General features: G+C 64.6%; 20 protein-coding genes. 1 reads left to right on the plus strand and 19 read right to left on the minus strand.

Annotated elements, in window-relative coordinates; translation table 11 throughout:
* Positions 1 to 63: 63 nt before the first annotated feature.
* From Q8J98_RS05320 to Q8J98_RS05410, 19 genes are all read right to left on the minus strand, one after another.
* Complete coding sequence (locus Q8J98_RS05320; protein ID WP_305293462.1) at positions 64 to 597, minus strand: DsbE family thiol:disulfide interchange protein; 534 nt, start codon at positions 595 to 597, stop codon at positions 64 to 66.
* A complete protein-coding gene (ccmD, locus tag Q8J98_RS05325) occupies positions 590 to 751 on the minus strand; it encodes a heme exporter protein CcmD (RefSeq protein ID WP_305183184.1) in 162 nt (53 codons plus the stop codon). The genes Q8J98_RS05320 and ccmD overlap by 8 nt, the downstream gene beginning before the upstream one ends.
* On the minus strand, positions 748 to 1,476 hold the full coding sequence (locus Q8J98_RS05330) for a heme ABC transporter permease (RefSeq protein ID WP_305183183.1): 729 nt from the start codon (positions 1,474 to 1,476) through the stop codon (positions 748 to 750). The genes ccmD and Q8J98_RS05330 overlap by 4 nt, the downstream gene beginning before the upstream one ends.
* A 63-nt stretch (positions 1,477 to 1,539) precedes the next feature.
* A complete protein-coding gene (ccmB, locus tag Q8J98_RS05335; protein ID WP_305293463.1) occupies positions 1,540 to 2,196 on the minus strand; it encodes a heme exporter protein CcmB in 657 nt (218 codons plus the stop codon).
* 130 nt (positions 2,197 to 2,326) lie between these two features.
* A complete protein-coding gene (gene ccmA, locus Q8J98_RS05340) occupies positions 2,327 to 2,971 on the minus strand; it encodes a heme ABC exporter ATP-binding protein CcmA (protein ID WP_305293464.1) in 645 nt (214 codons plus the stop codon).
* Entirely contained in the window at positions 2,968 to 3,336 is a 369-nt protein-coding gene (locus Q8J98_RS05345) for an Mth938-like domain-containing protein (protein ID WP_305293465.1), read from the minus strand. Before Q8J98_RS05345 ends, ccmA begins: the two co-directional genes overlap by 4 nt.
* Complete coding sequence (gene secF, locus Q8J98_RS05350) at positions 3,323 to 4,297, minus strand: protein translocase subunit SecF (protein ID WP_305293466.1); 975 nt, start codon at positions 4,295 to 4,297, stop codon at positions 3,323 to 3,325. The genes Q8J98_RS05345 and secF overlap by 14 nt, the downstream gene beginning before the upstream one ends.
* Before the next feature lie 9 nt (positions 4,298 to 4,306).
* Entirely contained in the window at positions 4,307 to 5,971 is a 1,665-nt protein-coding gene (gene secD / locus Q8J98_RS05355) for a protein translocase subunit SecD (protein WP_305293467.1), read from the minus strand.
* 10 nt (positions 5,972 to 5,981) lie between these two features.
* Entirely contained in the window at positions 5,982 to 6,320 is a 339-nt protein-coding gene (gene yajC / locus Q8J98_RS05360) for a preprotein translocase subunit YajC (RefSeq protein ID WP_305293468.1), read from the minus strand.
* Between the two features lie 89 nt (positions 6,321 to 6,409).
* Positions 6,410 to 7,291, minus strand: a complete 882-nt coding sequence (locus Q8J98_RS05365) for a TonB family protein (RefSeq protein WP_305293469.1) — start codon at positions 7,289 to 7,291, stop codon at positions 6,410 to 6,412.
* A complete protein-coding gene (locus Q8J98_RS05370; protein ID WP_305293470.1) occupies positions 7,288 to 7,701 on the minus strand; it encodes a biopolymer transporter ExbD in 414 nt (137 codons plus the stop codon). Before Q8J98_RS05370 ends, Q8J98_RS05365 begins: the two co-directional genes overlap by 4 nt.
* Positions 7,698 to 8,090 carry a biopolymer transporter ExbD gene (locus tag Q8J98_RS05375; protein WP_305293471.1) on the minus strand — a complete coding sequence of 131 codons (393 nt, stop codon included), beginning with the start codon at positions 8,088 to 8,090 and terminating at the stop codon, positions 7,698 to 7,700. Before Q8J98_RS05375 ends, Q8J98_RS05370 begins: the two co-directional genes overlap by 4 nt.
* The gene (locus Q8J98_RS05380) at positions 8,090 to 8,761 is read right to left on the minus strand and encodes a MotA/TolQ/ExbB proton channel family protein (RefSeq protein ID WP_305293472.1); all 672 of its coding nucleotides are present in this window, start codon (positions 8,759 to 8,761) and stop codon (positions 8,090 to 8,092) included. The genes Q8J98_RS05375 and Q8J98_RS05380 overlap by 1 nt, the downstream gene beginning before the upstream one ends.
* 81 nt (positions 8,762 to 8,842) lie before the next feature.
* Entirely contained in the window at positions 8,843 to 10,387 is a 1,545-nt protein-coding gene (locus tag Q8J98_RS05385) for a trimethylamine methyltransferase family protein (protein WP_305293473.1), read from the minus strand.
* Between the two features lie 91 nt (positions 10,388 to 10,478).
* On the minus strand, positions 10,479 to 11,564 hold the full coding sequence (locus tag Q8J98_RS05390) for an ABC transporter ATP-binding protein (protein ID WP_305293474.1): 1,086 nt from the start codon (positions 11,562 to 11,564) through the stop codon (positions 10,479 to 10,481).
* Positions 11,565 to 11,573: 9 nt separating this feature from the next.
* Positions 11,574 to 13,190 carry an alpha-amylase family glycosyl hydrolase gene (locus Q8J98_RS05395; protein ID WP_305293491.1) on the minus strand — a complete coding sequence of 539 codons (1,617 nt, stop codon included), beginning with the start codon at positions 13,188 to 13,190 and terminating at the stop codon, positions 11,574 to 11,576.
* A gap of 9 nt (positions 13,191 to 13,199) precedes the next feature.
* Positions 13,200 to 14,333, minus strand: a complete 1,134-nt coding sequence (locus Q8J98_RS05400; RefSeq protein ID WP_305293475.1) for a carbohydrate ABC transporter permease — start codon at positions 14,331 to 14,333, stop codon at positions 13,200 to 13,202.
* Entirely contained in the window at positions 14,333 to 15,328 is a 996-nt protein-coding gene (locus tag Q8J98_RS05405; RefSeq protein ID WP_305183169.1) for a carbohydrate ABC transporter permease, read from the minus strand. Before Q8J98_RS05405 ends, Q8J98_RS05400 begins: the two co-directional genes overlap by 1 nt.
* Before the next feature lie 72 nt (positions 15,329 to 15,400).
* Entirely contained in the window at positions 15,401 to 16,750 is a 1,350-nt protein-coding gene (locus tag Q8J98_RS05410; RefSeq protein WP_305293476.1) for an ABC transporter substrate-binding protein, read from the minus strand.
* A gap of 277 nt (positions 16,751 to 17,027) precedes the next feature.
* On the opposite strand from Q8J98_RS05410, the gene Q8J98_RS05415 reads away from it, so the two are divergent.
* On the plus strand, positions 17,028 to 18,062 hold the full coding sequence (locus Q8J98_RS05415) for a substrate-binding domain-containing protein (RefSeq protein WP_305293492.1): 1,035 nt from the start codon (positions 17,028 to 17,030) through the stop codon (positions 18,060 to 18,062).
* Positions 18,063 to 18,064: the final 2 nt, after the last annotated feature.

Genomic DNA, 18,064 nt, shown 5'->3' on the forward strand with positions numbered 1-18,064 from the left:
AATGACCAAGGCCCCGGAGCGATCCGGGGCCTTTGGTTTTCGCGGCGGCCGGATGCGCGCGCCTCAGTTTGCCGCAAAATGCCGCCGGATGCGCGCTTCAACCACGTTCGGGGTCAGCGCCCCGGCAAAGCGGTAAAGCACCTGCCCCTGCCCGTCGATCACGAAGGTTTCCGGCACCCCGTAAACGCCCCAGTTCACCGCCGTGTCGCGGCCGGTCAGATCGGCCCCGATCGCGGTGTAGGGGTTGCCCAGTTCGGACAGAAACTTCAGTGCCGCTGCCGGATCGTCTTTGTAGTTGACGCCGTAAACCGGTATCCCCTCGGCGGTAAGCTGGGTAATGATCGGATGCTCGATCCGGCAGGGCGCGCACCAGCTTGCCCAGAAGTTCACCAGCTTCACCGTGCCGTCGGTCAGCACATCGCTGCTGAGCGGTGGCAGGTCGGCCAGCGCCGTCACCACCAGCGCGGGGGCCTGCTGGCCGATCAGCGCCGAGGGAAGCTCGCGCGGGTTGTCGCGCCCCATGCCCCAGACAAACATTCCCGCCAGAGCCGCGAACAGCAGCGGCGGTGCCAGCATCAGCGGCGAGATTCTAGCCATTGCGGGCACCCATGCGTTTTTCCTGCGCGTCCAGTGCGCGCTTGATCCGCGCCGAACGCCACAGCGACTGCACCACCAGAGCCAAAAGCAACACCACGGTCACGCCATAGGCGCTCATCACGGTTACGGCGTATTTCCCAAGTTCAGGCATCATGCCAGCCTCTCCCGCGCTTCCAGCGCCTGCAAACGGCGCGAGCGCACTTCGGTGCGGGTGCGGATCAGCACCAGCACGATGAACAAGAGCACAAACCCCGCCATGCACAACAAGAGCGGATACCAGTAGACATCGGATACATTCTCCTCAGCATCCACCGACAGGCTTGCAGCCTGATGCAGGCCCTGGTTCCAGAAATTCACCGCATAGCGGCTGAGGAGCGCAAACACCGAGCCGACGAGGCAAAGCACGCCGGTCAGATCGGCGGCGGTATCGGGGTTGTCGATTGCCGCCCAGAGCGCGAGATAGCCGAGGTAGAAGAGGCCGAGGATCAGGAACGATGTCAGCCGCGGGTCCCATTCCCACCAGGTTCCCCACATCGGCTGCCCCCATATCGCCCCGGTAAAAAGCGCAATCAGCGTCATCACCAGCCCGATCGGCGCGGCGGCCTTGGCGGCAAGTGCCGAAACATGGTGGCGGCGGATCAGCCAGATCAGCGAAGTGACCAGCATCATCGCCCAGACATTGATCGCCATCATCGCCGAGGGCACATGAATGTAGATGATCTTCACCGTGGTGCCGAAATTCGCGGCCTCGGGCGTGAAGAAGAAGCCCCAGATCAGGCCTGTCAGCAGCGTCACCACGGCAAGCCCGGTGAACCAGGGCAAGGCCCAGGCCGAGGTTTGCATGAACTTCTTCGGATTGGCATATTCCCAGATCGACATGGGGCGTGGCTACCTTTCTTGTTCTTCGCGCTCAATTCACTATCACGTCACCGCCGCCGACCTCTAGCGCAGATTGATCCGGATCGCGGCGGCGGCGGCAAAGGGAACCAGCGCCACGGTTGCGGCGGTGATACCGGCCAGCATCATCAGCGGCGTCGCGGTGGAACTGCCCTCGGCACCGCGCCCGATCAGCTCGGCCCCAAAGATCAACGTCGGCACATAAAGCGGCAACACCAGCAACGAAAGCAGCAAGCCGCCGCGTTTCAGCCCCACCGTCAGCGCCGCGCCAAAAGCCCCGAGCACCGAAAGCGCCGGCGTGCCAAGCGCCAGCGACACCACCAGCCAGAAATAGGCGGGCCCCGGCAGGTGCAGCAGCACCCCGAATACCGGCGCGGCCAGCACCAGCGGCAGGCCGGTGGTCAGCCAATGCGCCAGCGCCTTCATCGTCACCACCGCCTCCATCGGAATCGGCGCGGTCGCGATCAGATCAAGCGAGCCATCTTCGAAATCAAGCGCAAAAATGCGGTCGAGCGACAGCAGGCAGGCAAGCAGCGCGCCGACCCAGAGAATGCCCGGTGCTATTCGCGCCAGCGTGCCGCCCTCGGGGCCGACCCCGAAAGGCACCAGCACCGTCACGATCAGAAAGAACGCCAGCGACAGGCCAAAACCGCCGCCCGCCCGCACCGCCAGCCGCAAGTCCCTGACCAGAAGCGCGATCATGCGGTCCCCTTCCGGCGCGCGTGGCAGCCTGCGCCTCCGGCGGGGATATTTGGACTAAAGCAGGCGCGTCTGCTTCGGTGGAAATATCCCCCGCGGAGCGCTGCCCGGCCTGCAATGGCGCACCGCCCGGTCATGCGAAAGCCTCGTCAAAGCCGCCGCCCGCGCCGCCAGCAGCCGGAGCGCGGGCTTTCAGCGGGGTCAGGTCAAGCACTGCCGCCTCGTCAAGCCCGATGTCGATGTGGGTGGCGATGAGCGCGGCACCGCCCGTGGCCAGATGGGCGCGGAGTGCCGCCGCAAAAAGCGCCACCGAGGCCGCGTCGAGCGACACCGTGGGTTCGTCGAGCACCCAGACGGGGCGACCGGTGACCAGAAGCCGGGCGAGGCCGAGGCGGCGTTTCTGGCCCGCCGAAAGGCTCATGGCGGCGCGCGCCGCGAGGGCGTCAAGGTTCATCGCCGCAAGTGCCGGGTCCACACGCTTGGGCTGGCCATAGATTGCGGCCCAGAACCGGAGGTTTTCGGTGACACTCAGCGTCGCCTTCAGCCCATCGGCATGCGAGGCATAGGCGATGCTGTCGGGCATAGCCTCGATGTGCCCCGCGAGCGGCGGTTGCAGGCCGGCGATGGTGCGCAGCAGCGTCGTCTTGCCGCAGCCATTCGGGCCGCGCAGCACCAGTGCGCGCCCCGCCGAAAGCGCGAAATGCACGCCTTCGAGAATCGCCACACCGCCGCGCGCCACCGCCAGATCAACCACGGAAATCAGCGGGGCCATGGTCATGCGCCCGCCTCGGGCAACGGCAGAAGCGCCGCGGCGATGCGGCGGCCCTCGACCAGCATGTGGTTGTAGCTGCGCGCCGCGGCTCCGGTGCCCATCGCGTCGAACATCAGGCCCGCCGCCGCCAGAGCATGCTTGAGCGGGGCGGGCAGCGGGGCCACGCCAGCGCCGGTGCCGATGAAGACCAGATCGACCGAACCGGCGAGCGCTGCGATTGCTTCCGCGTCGCCAAGCCCGCCCCAGCCTGAAACGCCACCGGCATGAATCAGGATCGGACCGTGCAACACCTTGCCCTCGACGCGAAAGAACCCCGGTCCGATACTGTCGATCGGCAGGCCCGCGCCGAAGTCGGCCTCAGGGAACTGCATCGAAGCCCTCCGCCCCGGGGCTCGGGGCGGGTTTCTTGGGTTCGCGGTTGACGCCGAGGTAGAGCACGATGTTCTTGGCGACAAAGACCGAGGAATAGGTGCCGACCACCACCCCCCAGGTCATTGCAAAGACAAAGCCGCGGATCACGTCGCCGCCAAGCACCAGAAGCGTGATCAGCGCGATCAGCGTGGTGCCGGAAGTCATGACCGTGCGGCTCAGCGTTTCGTTGACCGAAATGTTCATCACGTCACGCAGCGGCATGACCTTGTATTTGATCAGGTTTTCGCGCAACCGGTCAAACACGACCACGGTGTCGTTGATCGAATAGCCAAGAATTGTCAGCAGCGCCGCGATGATCGACAGGTCGAACTTGAGCTGAAACAGCGCAAAAATGCCAACAGTCACCGTCACGTCATGCACCAGTGCGGCAACCGCCCCCACCGCATACTGCCATTCGAACCGCAGCCAGATGTAAAACAGGATCGCCGCCGTGGCCCCGAACACCGCCAGAAGCGCCGTCTTGATAAGTTCGCCCGAAACCTTTGGCCCGACCGATTCGACCGAGGCAAATGTCACCGCCGGATCGACCGCACGAAGCGCCGCCTCGACCCCTGTCACAAGCTCGGGCGTGGCGCTTTCGGCACCTTGCTGGGCCTGGATGCGGATCATCGCCACATGTTTGTTGGCGGCGAAAGTGGGGTCGAAAACTTCGGTGATCGAGACATCGCCAAGGTTCAGCGGTGCCACCGCTGACCGGTAGGCTCCGACGTCGATGGCGGTCGTCGTTTCGGTGCGGATCGTGGTTCCACCGCGGAAGTCGATGCCGAAATTAAGCCCCATGATGGCGATCAGCAGCGCCGACACCAGCACCAGCATCGCCGAAAACCCGAACGTGCCCGCCTGCCAGCGGAAAAAGTCGAATTTGGTGTGTTCGGGGACGAGTTTGAGACGGAATGCCATATGTGCCCCTCAGACGGTGATGGTTTTCGGACGGCGGCGTTCGAACCAGAACACCAGCATCAGCCGGGTAACGTAAATCGCGGTGAAAACCGAGGTGATGATGCCGACCGTCAGCGTTACCGCAAAGCCGCGCACCGGGCCTGACCCGGCCAGAAACAGGATGGTTGCGGTGATGAAGGTAGTGATGTTGGCATCGACAATTGCCGACATCGCCTTTTGATAGCCAAGCTCGATGGCGCGGGCGGGACCGCGCGCAGTGCGCAATTCCTCTCGGATCCGCTCGAATACCAGCACGTTGGCATCCACCGCCATGCCGATGGTCAGCACGATTCCGGCAATGCCGGGAAGCGTCAGCGTGCCGCCAATGGCCGAAAGCACACCGAAAATCAGCGCCATGTTGATGCCAAGCGCCACCGTCGCGAAGACCCCGAAGAGGCCGTAGGAGGCGATCATGAAGAACACCACTGCCGCCATGCCGACCAGCGCGGCGATCGAGCCCGCATCGATGCTGTCCTGCCCAAGCTCGGGGCCGATGGTGCGTTCCTCAAGGAAGGTCATCTTTGCGGGCAAGGCCCCGGCGCGCAGCAGCACCGCGAGGTTGGTCGAGGATTCGACGGTGAAATTGCCGGTGATGATGCCCGAGCCGCCAGGAATGTGGCTCTGGATCACCGGAGCCGAAATCACCTCTGCATCGAGCACGATGGCGAACAACTGGCCGATATTGGCGGCCGTGTAGTCGCCGAACTTGCGCGCGCCTGCCGGGTTGAAGCGGAACGAAACCGCAGGCCGCCCGTTCTGGTCAAAGTCGGGGCGCGCGTCGGTCAGCTCTTCGCCGGTGACAACCGGCACCGCATCGAGCGTGTAGTTAAGCCCCTTTTCCTCGACCGATGGATAGATCACCTGGCCAATGCCAGGCACCGTGCCGGTAGCGGAGCCGCGCGCGATGACCGGGTGAAAGCCAAGCTGCGCGGTGGTGCCGATCAGCGCCTTCAGCTCTTCGGCGGAGCCGATACCCGGCACCTGAATCAGAATCCGGTCGCTGCCCTGACGCTGGATCGTCGGTTCGCGGGTGCCGACCTCGTCAACCCGGCGGCGGATGATCTCGAGGCTTTGCTGCATGGTGCGGTTGTCGGTTGCCAGCTTCTCGGCCTCAGAAAGGGTGACCACGATCTGGTCGCCCTCGGCGCTGATCGCCAGATCGTTCTGGCCGATCCCGGTCAGCGAAACCACCGGCGTCGCCAGCGAGGCGGCAATTTCAAGCGCCCGCGTCATTGCCGCGGGCTCGCCGATCTGCACCCGCAGAACACCGGGATCAGAGGGCGCGCGGCGCACGGCACCAACGGTCGCGCGCTCGTCTGCAAGCGCTTTGCGCAATTCTGGCCAGAGCGCATCCATCCGTGCCTTGTAGACATCGGCCAGCTGCACTTCCGCAAGCAGATGCGCACCGCCGCGCAGATCCAGCCCGAGGTTGACCAGCCCCGAGGGCAGCCAATCGGGCCAGGCGGCGCGCGCCGCTGCCTGGGCTTCGGTTTCGAACCCGGCCTTTTCAGAGGCCGCAATGGCGTCGTTATGCGCCTCGACACGACCATAGAAGAGGTTCGGCGCGGCAGAGACGATGCCGAACAGGCAAACGGCCAGAATCAGTATCCGCTTCCACGATGGGATTTGCAGCATGGATAAGGTCTCAGTTCGAGTTGGCGGCGGCGGGTTCGGTTTTCGACAGCACCTGCGCAACGGTGCCCTTGACCACGCGCACCTTGACCCCGGTGGCAATCTCCACCTCAAGCTCGCCGTCCTCGCGCACATGGGTGACCTTGCCGATGATGCCGCCCGAGGTCACGACCATGTCGCCACGCCGCAGCGCCTCGACCATCGCGCGGTGTTCCTTGGCCTTTTTCTGCTGCGGGCGGATCAGCAGAAAATACATGATCGCGAAGATCAGGATGAGCGGAATGAACTGGGTAAGCGCGGAACCTGCGGCGGTGCCACCGGCGGCCTGTGCATAGGCGGGAGATGCGAACATGCTGTCCTCGTTTATTGATGGGGCGCAGGGCCCAAAAAGTCTGGCGCACCCTATCTGTGCACCCCGGCAAAGACAAGCAAGGGGTGAGCCTAGGGCGTGAAGCGCAAAGTCAGGCGCAGCGCGTAGGCCGGGTCAGTCAGTGCCGCCGGAGCGGGTGAAAACGGGGCCGCCGATTCGACAGCGGCCCGCGCTGCCTGATCGAGCGCCGCAATGCCGGAACTGGCGGCGATGGCGATGGCGCGGAGCGCCCCGTCGCGGCCGATCTCGATGATCAGCTTCACTTCGCCCTCTGCCCCTGCGGCGGCGGCGGGTCTGCGTTTGCGCCGCTCGACCGCCGCGCGAACCTCGGCACCCCAGGCGGCATAGGCGCTGCTGCGCGCGGCCGAGGCGGCGCGCGTTGCGGCATCACTGCCGCCGCCTCCGGCGCTGGGGCCGGGTCCGCTGCCGCTGGCGTGCAGAGGGGGGCGGGCTTCAGGGCGCGGAGCCGTTTCAGGGGCTCCGGGGCCTTGCAGCACAGGCTCTGGCTCCGGTAACCCGGCCGGTTCATTCAACTTTGCCGGTTCATTCAACGCAGGCGGGGTTTCGCCAGGCGGCGAAGTGGCGGCGGCGGCTGGCGGTGCGGGTTCGGGTGGCGCAGTTGCCGCGGCAATCGGCAGATCCGGCTCTGCGGGCAAGGCTTCGGCGGGGCGGAAAACCGGCGCGGGCGCTGCCAAGGCAGCGGGCCGCGCCGCAGCGGCATCGGCCAAGGCGGGGCGCGGGGCGGCGGGCGCATCGGCGGGCGGGGGTGGCCTGTCCCAGGCGGCGACGAGTACGGCAATGTCGCCCGCGACGGCTTCCAGCCCCAGCAGATCGGCACCGTCTTGCCCGCCCGATCCGCTGGCACCCTGCGGCAGATCAAGCTCGGCCAGCACCGCCAGATGCAGGGCGAGCGCCCCGGCGAGTGAAACCACAACTGGCCCGGCGCGGGTCATCTGCCTGCGGTGACCAGCGTCACCTTGCCAAAGCCCGCGCCCGCCAGCGCGGGAAGCAGCGCCGCCAGAGCCGCCGCAGGTGCACCCGCGTCGGCGCGCAATGCAAGCCTCGGCGGCGCGTCGGTGCAATCGGCACCCGCGCAATAGGCGGCCCGCGCCGCGGCAAGCGCCTGAAGCGCCGCCGCGCCCTCGGCCCCGGCAAAGCCAAGTCGGCCGTCGGTGGCAAGATGCAATGTGAAATCCGCCTCTGCGGTGCCCTCGGCCAGCGCTTCGGGAAGCGCCACGGCAAAGGGTTCGGGCGGCGCGAGCTTGGCGGCGATCAGAAAGAAGATCAGCAGCAAGAACACCACATTGATCATCGGCAGCAGGTTCTCGGCGGGGCGGCGGCGGAGGGGCGTGGAAAAATTCATGGCGCTTGCACCAGCATCAGCCGGGTCAAGCCCGCCGCGTGCAGCGCTTCCGCGACACTGACCAGATCCTGCACCTCTGCCCCGTCGCGGGCGCGCAGCACCACCGCATCGCCCGGCCGCTGCATCAGCGCCGCCAAAGCCCCGGCCAGCGCTTCCGGCGCGAGCGGCACGCCGTTGAGCCAGAGCGCGCCGCCCTCGGCTATCTCGACCAGCCTCGGTGGGCCGGACCATGCCGCCCCCTGCCCCGGATTTGCCACCGCAAGCGTCAGCCCGGCTTCGGAGCCAAAGCGCGAGGCGAGCATGAAGAAGACCAGCAGCAGAAACACCACGTCGATCATCGGCGTCAGGCTTGCCCGCCGCCGCGCCCGCCGCTGGCCAAAGGCGAACATCAGCGCCGCTCCTCGGGCGCGCGCAGAAACACCTGCGTCGCCGCATCTTCCATGTCGTGGCGCAGCCGATCGACCACGCTTTCGAACCAGGTCAGCGCCACCTGCGCGGGAATTGCTACCGCCATTCCCGCCGCCGTGGTCAGCAGCGCCTCCCAGATGCCGCCCGCGAGGGTCGCGGGATCGGCCCGCGCACCCGCCATTTGCAGCGCCTGAAACGCCGCGATCATGCCGGTGATGGTACCAAGCAGACCAAGCAGCGGGCCGATGGTTGCTGCAAGTTCAAGCCCGCGCAATCCCGCCCCGGCGCTTTGCAAAAGGCCGCGCGCCACCCGGGCGGTTTCGGCTTCGGCGGCGACGCGGCTGAAGCCCTCATGGCGGGCAGCCTGCATCGCGGCGCGCGCAAGGCTGGCGCGCAGGCTGCTGCGCCCGGCCAGCTCGGCCAACGCCTCGGCCTCGCGCCCTGCCGCCCAATGTGCCAGCGCCCGCGCGCTGTGGCCGCCGCCCGACCAGGCACCGAACGCCAGCAGAACCCATGTTTTCCAGAAGATCAGCGCCAGCGTCGCTACCGACAGCGCAGCTATTGCCCACATTGCAGCACCACCCATGCCAAGCAGCAACTGCACCCGCGCCAGGGCGTCGAAGGCGGCGGGGGCGGCGTCGGCTGGGGTCATCGGGCAGGTCTCCGAAGCGCAAGGGCGCAAGCTGCAGCGCCCCTCGTCTGGTAGAAGCGCCGCCCGTCGCTGTCAAATGGCTCAGAGAAAGGCGTCGGGAACCGATGCCTTTTTCTTCGCCACGAACTCGGCCAATGCCTCGGCGATTGCGGGGTCGAGGTCGGGGGCCTGATAGTCGCCGAGCATCTTCTTCACCCGCACCCCGGCAAGTGCCACGGTATCGCGCGCGCCCTCTTCATCCCAGGTCTCGAAGGGCTTGTAATCCAGAAGCTCAGTGCGCCAGAAGGCATCCTTGAAATTGGCCTGGGTATGGGCGCAACCAAGGTAATGCCCGCCCGGCCCGACCTCGCGGATCGCCTCCATCGCCTGGCCGTTGGCTGAAACGTCGATCCCCGCCGCGAGCCGGTGCAGGATGCCAAGCTGATCGGCGTCCATCACATATTTCTCGAACGAAGAGACCAGCCCCCCTTCCAGCCAGCCGCAGGCGTGCAGCATGAAATTCACGCCCGAAAGCAGCCCGATATTGAGGCTGTTGGCAGTTTCGTATGCCGCCTGCGCATCAGGCAGCTTGGAGCCGCAAAACGCCCCGGCGCTGCGATAGGGAAGCCCAAGCCGCCGCGCAAGTTGCCCGGCCCCAAGGGTGATCTGCGCCGCTTCCGGGGTGCCAAAGGTCGGCGCGCCTGAATTCATGTCGATCGAGGTGACAAATGCGCCAAAGATCACCGGCGCGCCTGCACGCACAAGCTGGCTGTAGGCCACCCCCGCCAGAACCTCTGCCAGCACCTGGGTCAGCGTGCCCGCCACCGTTACCGGGGCCATCGCGCCGCCGACAATGAACGGCGAGATGATGCAGGCCTGCCCGGCGGCGGCATAAACCTCGAGCGCGTCCATCATGATCGGGTCGAAGGTCAGCGGCGAGTTGATGTTGACCAGCGAGGTCATCACCGTGTTCTGGTCGACAAAATCCGCGCCGAACAGGATTTTCGACATCTCGACCGAATCGACGCAGCGCGAACGCTCGGTGACCGAGCCCATGTAGGGCTTGTCGGCAAGCGTCATATGGGCGTGCAGCATGTCGAGGTGACGCTTGTTCACCGGCACGTCGGTCGGCTCGCAGACCGTGCCGCCCGAGTGGTGCAGGTATTTGGACATTTGCCCAAGCCGCACGAAATTGCGAAAATCGGCAAGCGTCGCATAGCGCCTGCCGCCCTCAGCGTCGCGCACGAAGGGCGGGCCATAGACCGGGGCCAGCACCAGCCCCTTGCCGCCGATGGTCACATTGCGCTCGGCGTTGCGGGCGTGCTGCACGAAACTGCGGGGGGCGGTGGCGCAAAGCGTGCGGGCCAGGCCACGCGGCAGCCGCACCCGCTCGCCCTGCACATCGGCCCCGGCATCGCGCCAGCGCTGCAAGGCGGCAGGGTTATCGACAAAGTTGACGCCGATCTCGGCAAGCACGGTTTCGGCGTTGGCCTCGATGATCTGCAAGGCCTCTTCGTTGAGGATCTCGAAGTTGGGAATGTTGCGTTCGATGTAGCGGCTGAATTCCTGCCGCACCGCTGTGCGGTCTGCCCGCCGTGCCGCACCACCACCACCGCGCGCCCTGCGCCCGCCCATCTCGTCGCTCATCAAAGCCTCCGCATCGACCCTTTGCACGGGTGTAGCGCCTGGCAAGCGCGGTGCGGCGGCGAATTGCGGCGTTTGCCGCAGGAAAGCGACATCAGCGCGCGCGCAAGGATTGGCCCATGTGGAACAGATGCAGCTTTTCCGGGTCGGCGGTCAGCGTCACCGTTTCATGGCGAAGCCCGGAATGGATGCCCGGCAGCTTGGCGATCACCGCATGCCGGTCGCCCTGCGGCTCGAAGTAGAGCAGCGTGACCTCACCCAGAGCTTCGACAATATCGACGACGCCGGTATAAAGCCCCTGCCCTTCGGTCGGTTCCAGGTCTTCCGGGCGCACCCCGAGGTTGACCTTCAGGCCCTTGTCGGCCGCGGTCGTGGCCACCGCAACCCGCCCGGTTCCGCCCCCCGCCAGTGCAACCGTGGTAATCTCGCCGGTGCCGGTAATCTCGCCCGCCAGCAGGTTCATCGAGGGGCTGCCGATGAACTGCGCCACAAACTCGTTGTCGGGGCGCTGGTAGAGGTCAAGCGGCGTGCCGACCTGGCTGATGCCCTTGTTCGCCAGCACCACGATGCGGCTCGCCAGCGTCATCGCTTCGACCTGATCGTGGGTGACATAGATCATCGTGCGGTCAGGCATCTGCTCTTTCAGCTGCGCGATCTCGATGCGGGTGGCCACGCGCAGGGCAGCGTCAAGGTTCGAAAGCGGCTCGTCGAACAAATACACCTTGGGGTCGCGCACGATCGCCCGCCCGATCGCCACGCGCTGGCGCTGACCACCCGAGAGCGCCTTGGGCAAGCGGTCGAGATAATCCGTCAACTGCAAGATGCGCGCGGCGTTATCAACAGCCTTTTCAATCTCTTGCGAGGTCTTCTTTGCAATCTTGAGGGCGAATGCCATGTTGTCGCGTACCGTCATGTGCGGGTAAAGCGCGTAGGACTGGAACACCATCGCAATGCCACGCTGCGCCGGGGGCACATCGTTCACCACGACCCCGTCGATCTGCAATTCGCCTGCGGAAATCCGTTCAAGCCCGGCGATCATTCGCAACAGCGTGGATTTGCCGCAACCCGATGGGCCGACAAATACGATCAGCTCGCCCGCCTTGATATCGAGGTTGATCCCTTCGAGAATCTTCACCTCGCCGTAGGACTTGCCAATTTCGGTCAGTTTCAGATCGGCCATGATGTTCCCTTATGCGAGTTTGCGCAGGATGGCGGCTTGCCACGCGGCAAGTTCAATGGTTCCGGCTACCGGCACAGCGCCGCCCAGATCGGCGGCAAGCGGTTGCCAGCGGCCTTCGGGTGCCGCGAGCGTGGCGGCGGTGTCAGAGAGGTTGAAGGCGAGAAACAACCGCTCTGCCCCTTCGCGACGCTCAAAGCTGAGCACGTCGCCCGAGGCAAGCATCTGCGACTGCGTGCCGGTGCGCAAGGCGGGGTGCGCGGCGCGCAGCGCGATCGCGCGCCGATAGTGGTGGATCAGCGCTTGCGGGTTGGCCTCGGCACTGGCAACGGCGCGGGCGAGATGTGAAGATGGCACCGGAAGCCACGGTTTAGCTTCGCTGAATCCGCCGTTGCGGTTGTCGGACTGCCAGACCATCGGGGTGCGGCAGCCATCGCGGCCCTTGAATTCGGGCCAGAATTCGCGCCCGTAGGGGTCTTGCAGGTCTTCAAAGGCAATTTCGGCCTCGGGCAGACCCAGTTCCTCGCCCTGGTAAATGCAGACAGAGCCGCGCAAACACATGAGAAGCGTCGTATAAGCCATTGCAGCGGCTTCTGAAAGTGACCAGCGGGTAATGTGGCGCTGAACGTCGTGGTTGGAAAAGGCCCAGCACAGCCAGCCATCAGCGGCAAGCTTGTCCACCTGTTCAAAAACCTCGGCTATCCGGTTGGCCTGCAAGGAATTTCCCGAGAGAAACTCGAAAGCGTAGCACATCTGCATGCGGTCGCTGCCACGGGTGTATTCGCCAGCGATTTCAAGCCCGCGCTGGCTGTCGCCCACCTCGCCCACGGCAGCGGCCATGTAAGGTTTCATAACCGCGCGAAGTTTTCTCAGAAATTCAATGTTCTCCGGCTGGTTCTTGTCGTGAATGTGGCGTTGGTGGTTATAGGGGTTCACCTTTGGCGCGGTCAGATCATTGCGTTCTTCAGGCGGAAGCGGAGGATTATCGCGCAACTGCTTGTCATGCACATAGAAATTGATCGTATCAAGGCGGAAGCCATCGACCCCGCGCCGGAGCCAGAACCGCGCGACATCCAGAAGCGCGGCCTGTACCGAGGGCTCGTGAAAGTTGAGATCGGGTTGGCTTGCCAGAAAGTTGTGCAGGTAATACTGGCAGCGTCGCGCATCCCAGGCCCAGGCGGAACCGCCAAAGATGCTCAGCCAGTTGTTCGGCGGGGTGCCATCGGGCTTCGGGTCGGCCCAGACATACCAGTTTGCCCGCGGATTGTCGCCGCTGGCCCGGCTTTCGGCAAACCACGGATGCTGGTCCGAGGTGTGCGAAAGCACCAGGTCGATCATCACCTTGAGGCCCAGTTCGTGGGCCCGCGCCACCAGCGCATCAAAATCGGCAAGGCTGCCGAACAGCGGATCAACCCCGCAATAATCGCTTACGTCATAGCCGAAGTCTTTCATCGGGCTGGTGAAAAACGGCGAGATCCAGATCGCGTCTGCACCCAGCCGCGCGATGTGGTCAAGCCGCCGGGTGATGCCGGGCAGATCGCCGACACCATCACCGTTGGTATCCTGAAAACTGCGCGGGTAGATCTGATAGATTACCGCGCCACGCCACCAGTTGGCGTCTTTCTGCATTGCGTTCATTCAGCCACCCTTGACCGAGCCAGCCAGGAGGCCGCGTACCAGGTATTTTTGCATCGCGAAGAACACCACCAGCGGGATCGCGATCGAAACGAAGGCCGAGGCCGCGAGAATTTCCCAATCCCCCCCGCGCGACCCCATGAGCTCGCGCAGCACCCCGGTCATCACCAGTTGTTCGCGGGTATTGCCCAGGAACACCGTGGCGACCAGCAGGTCATTCCAGACCCAGAGGAACTGGAAGATTGCAAAGCTCGCCAGCGCGGGGAAAGACAGCGGCAGGATGATGCGGCGGAATATCTGAAAATCCGACGCGCCATCGACCCGCGCGCTTTCGATGATTTCGCGCGGCAGCCCGACCATGTAGTTGCGCAGAAGATAAATGGCCAGCGGCAAGCCAAAGCCTGTATGCGCCAGCCAGATGCCCATATAGCCCTTGCCGAGCCCGATATCGTTATGCAGCTTCAGGAGCGGGATCAGCGCCAGTTGCAAAGGCACTACCAAAAGGCCCACAATGGCGGCAATCAGCAAGGCGCGGCCCGGAAACTCCATCCACGCCAGCGCATAGGCGGCAAAAGCGGCAATCAGGATAGGAATGATCGTGGCCGGAATGGTGACGGTAAAGGTGTTGAGAAACGCCTGCCCCAGCCCCTCGGCCCCGATCACCCGCGTGTAATTCTCGAAGGTAAAGCGCGGCGGTGAGAGCGTGGTCACAAAAATCCGCATGCCGCGGGTTTCGGTGAACTGGCTGGGCGAGGTCAGCCGATAGGCACCGTCGGCCGCGACGGTCAGCACCTGATCGTTGGCAAGCGTCACCGTGGCATCCGGCGCGTAGGCACCCGGAACGCGCGAGTTGGTGCCCCAGGCAAGTAGTTTTTCGCCCTCGTCAAGCACATTGCCCACGATCACCCAGATGGCACCTTCCGCCACCTGATCGACAGCGGTGCCGGCGCGAACAAAACTGTTCTGTTCGGAGGCGAAGGGTGCCTTCCACCAGCCCGAGGCGGCAATCTGGTCGCGGTCGCGCAGGCTGGTGAGAAGCAGACCAAAGGTCGGGATGGTCCAGAGCAGCACCATCAGCGCGGTAGCGATGTTGGCGGCCCAGACAAGGCTGGAGCGGGTACCGGCATGGCCTTCCATCAGCGCATCTCCCGCCTGGCGTTGCGAATGTTCCAGATCATGATCGGGGTTACCAGAAGCATGATGACAATGGCGATGGCGGAGCCGCGCCCGTAGTCAGGTGCGCCACGGAACATCCAGTTGTACATCAGGTTGGCCAGCACCTGCGTGCCCCATTCGCCGTTGGTCATCACGAAGACGATGTCGAAGATTTTCAGCACCACGATGGTGATCGTGGTCCAGACCACAGCAATGGTGCCCCAGATCTGCGGCACCTTGATGCGCATGAAAACCTGCCACGGGTTGGCCCCGTCGAGTATCGCCGCCTCGATGCTCTCTTCGGGAATGCCGCGCAGCGCTGCGGACAGAATGACCATGGCGAAACCTGTCTGAATCCAGACCAGCACCGCCATCAGCAGAAAACTGTTCCAGAACGGAGTTACCAGCCAGGTCTGCGGCATGCCGCCGAAATAAACGACAATCGCGTTGAGAATACCGATCTGTTCCAGGCCTTCACCACGGAAATCGTAGATGAATTTCCAGATCACCCCGGCACCGACGAAGGAAATGGCCATCGGCATGAAAATCATCGATTTGGCAAAGTTGCCCCAGCGGATACGGTCGGTCAGTTGCGCGGCAACAAGCCCGAAAAGGGTGGAAAGCGCAGGCACGGTGACCAGCCAGAGCATGTTGTTGCTGAGCGATTCGTGAAACTTGCCATCGGCCAGAAGCCATTGGTAATTCTTCAGCCCGACAAAGCGCGCGCCATCGGCATCATTGAACGACCGCCAGGCCGAGTTGATCACCGGATAGACCAGATAGGCAGACAAGAGCAGGATCGCGGGCCCAAGAAAGAGCCAAGGCCGAATTGCGGATGCGTGGCGCATGTTGCGCCCCGCGCGTGGCCCACGCGCCGGATAAACCGCGTCGAGCGCCATGTTGGAGCCCCAGAACCAGGCAACGCAGCCAAACACCCCGGCCACAATTGTGCCAGAAGCCAACAAGAACTGCTCCATCTTCGCCCTCCTCCCCCGGACATAAAAACCCCGCCCGAAAACCATAGCGGCCTCGGGCGGGGCTGGCACCTTTTACTTCAGCGTGTCCCAGGTTGCCTGAATGGCGGCGCCCACGTCGGCGGCGGGCTTGCCGCCCGCGTAGTCAACCATTCCGGTCCAGAACACCCCGGCACCAACTGCGCCCGGCATCAGGTCGGAACCGTCAAAGCGGAAGGTGGTGGCATCCAGCAGGATGTCGCCCATCTTGCGCAGGGTCGCGTCACCGTAAACCTCGGTATTGACGCCCTTGTAGGGGGTCAGGAAACCGGTCTGCGCCATCCAGACCTCATGCGCGATCGGCGACTTGAGGAATTCGATGAAGGCATTGGCGGCCGGATTGTCCGACATCACCGCAAACATCGTGCCCGCACCCAGCACCGGGCTGCCCAGATCCTTGCTCGCATAGGCCGGGAAGTAGAAGAAATCGGCGTCCTCGCCGATCACCGTGCCCTCGGGGAAGAACGAGGGAATGAAGCTCGCCTGACGGTGCATGTAGCACTGCGGCGGGCTGGAGAAGAGACCCTTCGGGCTGTCGCGGAAGTCGGTCGAGGCCACCGCACCCGCCCCGCCGGAAACGAACTTGTCATTGCGCGCGAACCAGCCGAACTCGTCGATTGCCGCCAGCACTTTCGGGTCAGAGAATTTCAGCTCGTTCTTCACCCAGGCATCGTAATCGGCGGGGGTGTTGACGCGCAGCATGAAATCTTCAACCCAGTCGGTTGCCGGCCAACCGGTAGCGCCGCCCGAACCGAGGCCGATGCACCAGGGCGTGCCGCCGTCGGCCGCGATCTTCTCGGTCAGCGCCTTCAGCTCTTCCATGGTCGCGGGCACTTCATAGCCTGCGTCGGAGAAGTTTTCCGGCACATACCAGACCAGCGACTTCAGGTCGGCCTTGAACGGGAAGGCATAAAGCTGCGTGGAGCCATCCTTGCCGACATAGCTGCCAAGATCGGCCCAGCTTTGCCCGGCGGCATAGTTTGCGGCCAGCCAGGCATCGGTGCCCGCGCTCAGCGGCCGCAGGAAGCCCTTGCGCGCCAGATCGGCAGCAAGGCCAGGCTGCGGGAACACGGCGATGTCGGGCGGACTGCCCGCTTCAGCGTCGATCACGATCTGCTGTTCGAAGCTGTCGGAGCCGGAGTGGTTCACCTTGGCCCCGGTTGCCGCCTCGAAATAGGCGATAACGCTTTCGACCAGGGCCTTGTCGGGCCCAAGCCAGGGGCTGAGAATGGTGATGCTCTGGCCCTTGAGGTCCATCGATTTCAGCGCTTCATAGGAAGCCCAGTTGAAGCGGGCGTCGGCACCGGGGGCAAATTTCAAATCTTGCGCAGCGGCGCTTCCGGCAAGAAGCGCCAGCGCCGCAACGCTGGTGTAAAGGCTTTTCATCGTGCAGTCCTCCCGAGACTGGGGGCGGTTTCGCCCGTCAATGGTCCAGGCGCGAGGGAATCGCTCCCAAAGCGCTTTGGATGCCGCAGAGTTTCCCAAGTGGCTGCAAAAGTCAATCGCCGCCACACTTGGCATGCCATGCAAACATCTTTAATCATTACCAGAGCCTTCGCAGTCGCAGCATGTTTTGCGCCGCGCCTGCGAGATTGACGCGGGTTCAACCGCTGGCTAACCTGCGCCACAATTCAAACCGCTTTGGACCCGACCCTTGCCCCCGATCACGCTCAAGGAACTTGCCGCCGAGCTTGGGCTTTCGCCCACCACGGTCAGCCGTTCGCTGAACGGCTACCCCGAGGTGAACGAGGCGACGCGGGCGCGTGTTGCGCAGGCGGCGGCGCGCCACCACTACCGGCCCAATACCCGTGCCAAGGCGCTGGCCACGGGCCGGGCGATGGCGATCGGCCATATCATCCCGATTTCCACCCAGCACGAGATCGTCAACCCGATCTTTGCCGATTTCATCGCGGGCGCGGGCGAGGTTTACAGCGGCGCGGGCTATGACATGCTGCTGTCGCTGGTTGCCGACGCCGACCAGAGCCGCGCCTACCGCGAAATCCGCGCCAAGGGCACGGTCGATGGCATCATCCTGCACGGCCCAAAAGAGGATGATTCACGCATCGCGCTTTTGGCCGAGCTTGGGCTGCCGTTTGTGGTGCACGGTCGCGCGACCTGGGCAAAGGTGCCCTATTCCTGGGTCGATGTGAACAACACCCGCGCCTTTCAGCGCGCCACCGAATTTCTGCTCGACCTCGGGCACCGCCGCATCGCGTTGGTGAACGGGCTCGAATTCATGGATTTCGCAGTGCGCAGGCGGCACGGGTTCGAGGCGGCGATGGCGGCGCGCGGTCTGGTGCCCGACCCGGCGCTGATGGTGCAGGGCGAGATGACCGAGGCGCAGGGGGCACATGCTGCCCGCGCCATGCTGGCCCTGCCCGATCCGCCGACCGCGTTTCTCTGCGCTTCGCTGCTTTCCGCCATGGGCGTGCGGCGCGAGGTCGAGGCGCATGGGCTGCGGCTTGGCCGCGATGTCTCGATCGTCACCCATGACGACGAATTGGGCTACCTTCGCAACGGCGAGGAAGAACCGATCTTCACTGCCACCCGCTCAAGTGTGCGCGAGGCCGGGCGGCGCTGCGCCGCAATGCTCCTCGGCATCATCGCCGACCCCGCCAGCGCGCCGCGCCATGAAATGCTGGAGGCAGTGCTGGTAGTTGGCCGTTCCACCGGCCCCGCCCCCGCATCCCAGAGGTAACG

Source organism: Phaeovulum sp., from assembly GCF_030684035.1.
Taxonomy (GTDB): Bacteria; Pseudomonadota; Alphaproteobacteria; order Rhodobacterales; family Rhodobacteraceae; genus UBA6213.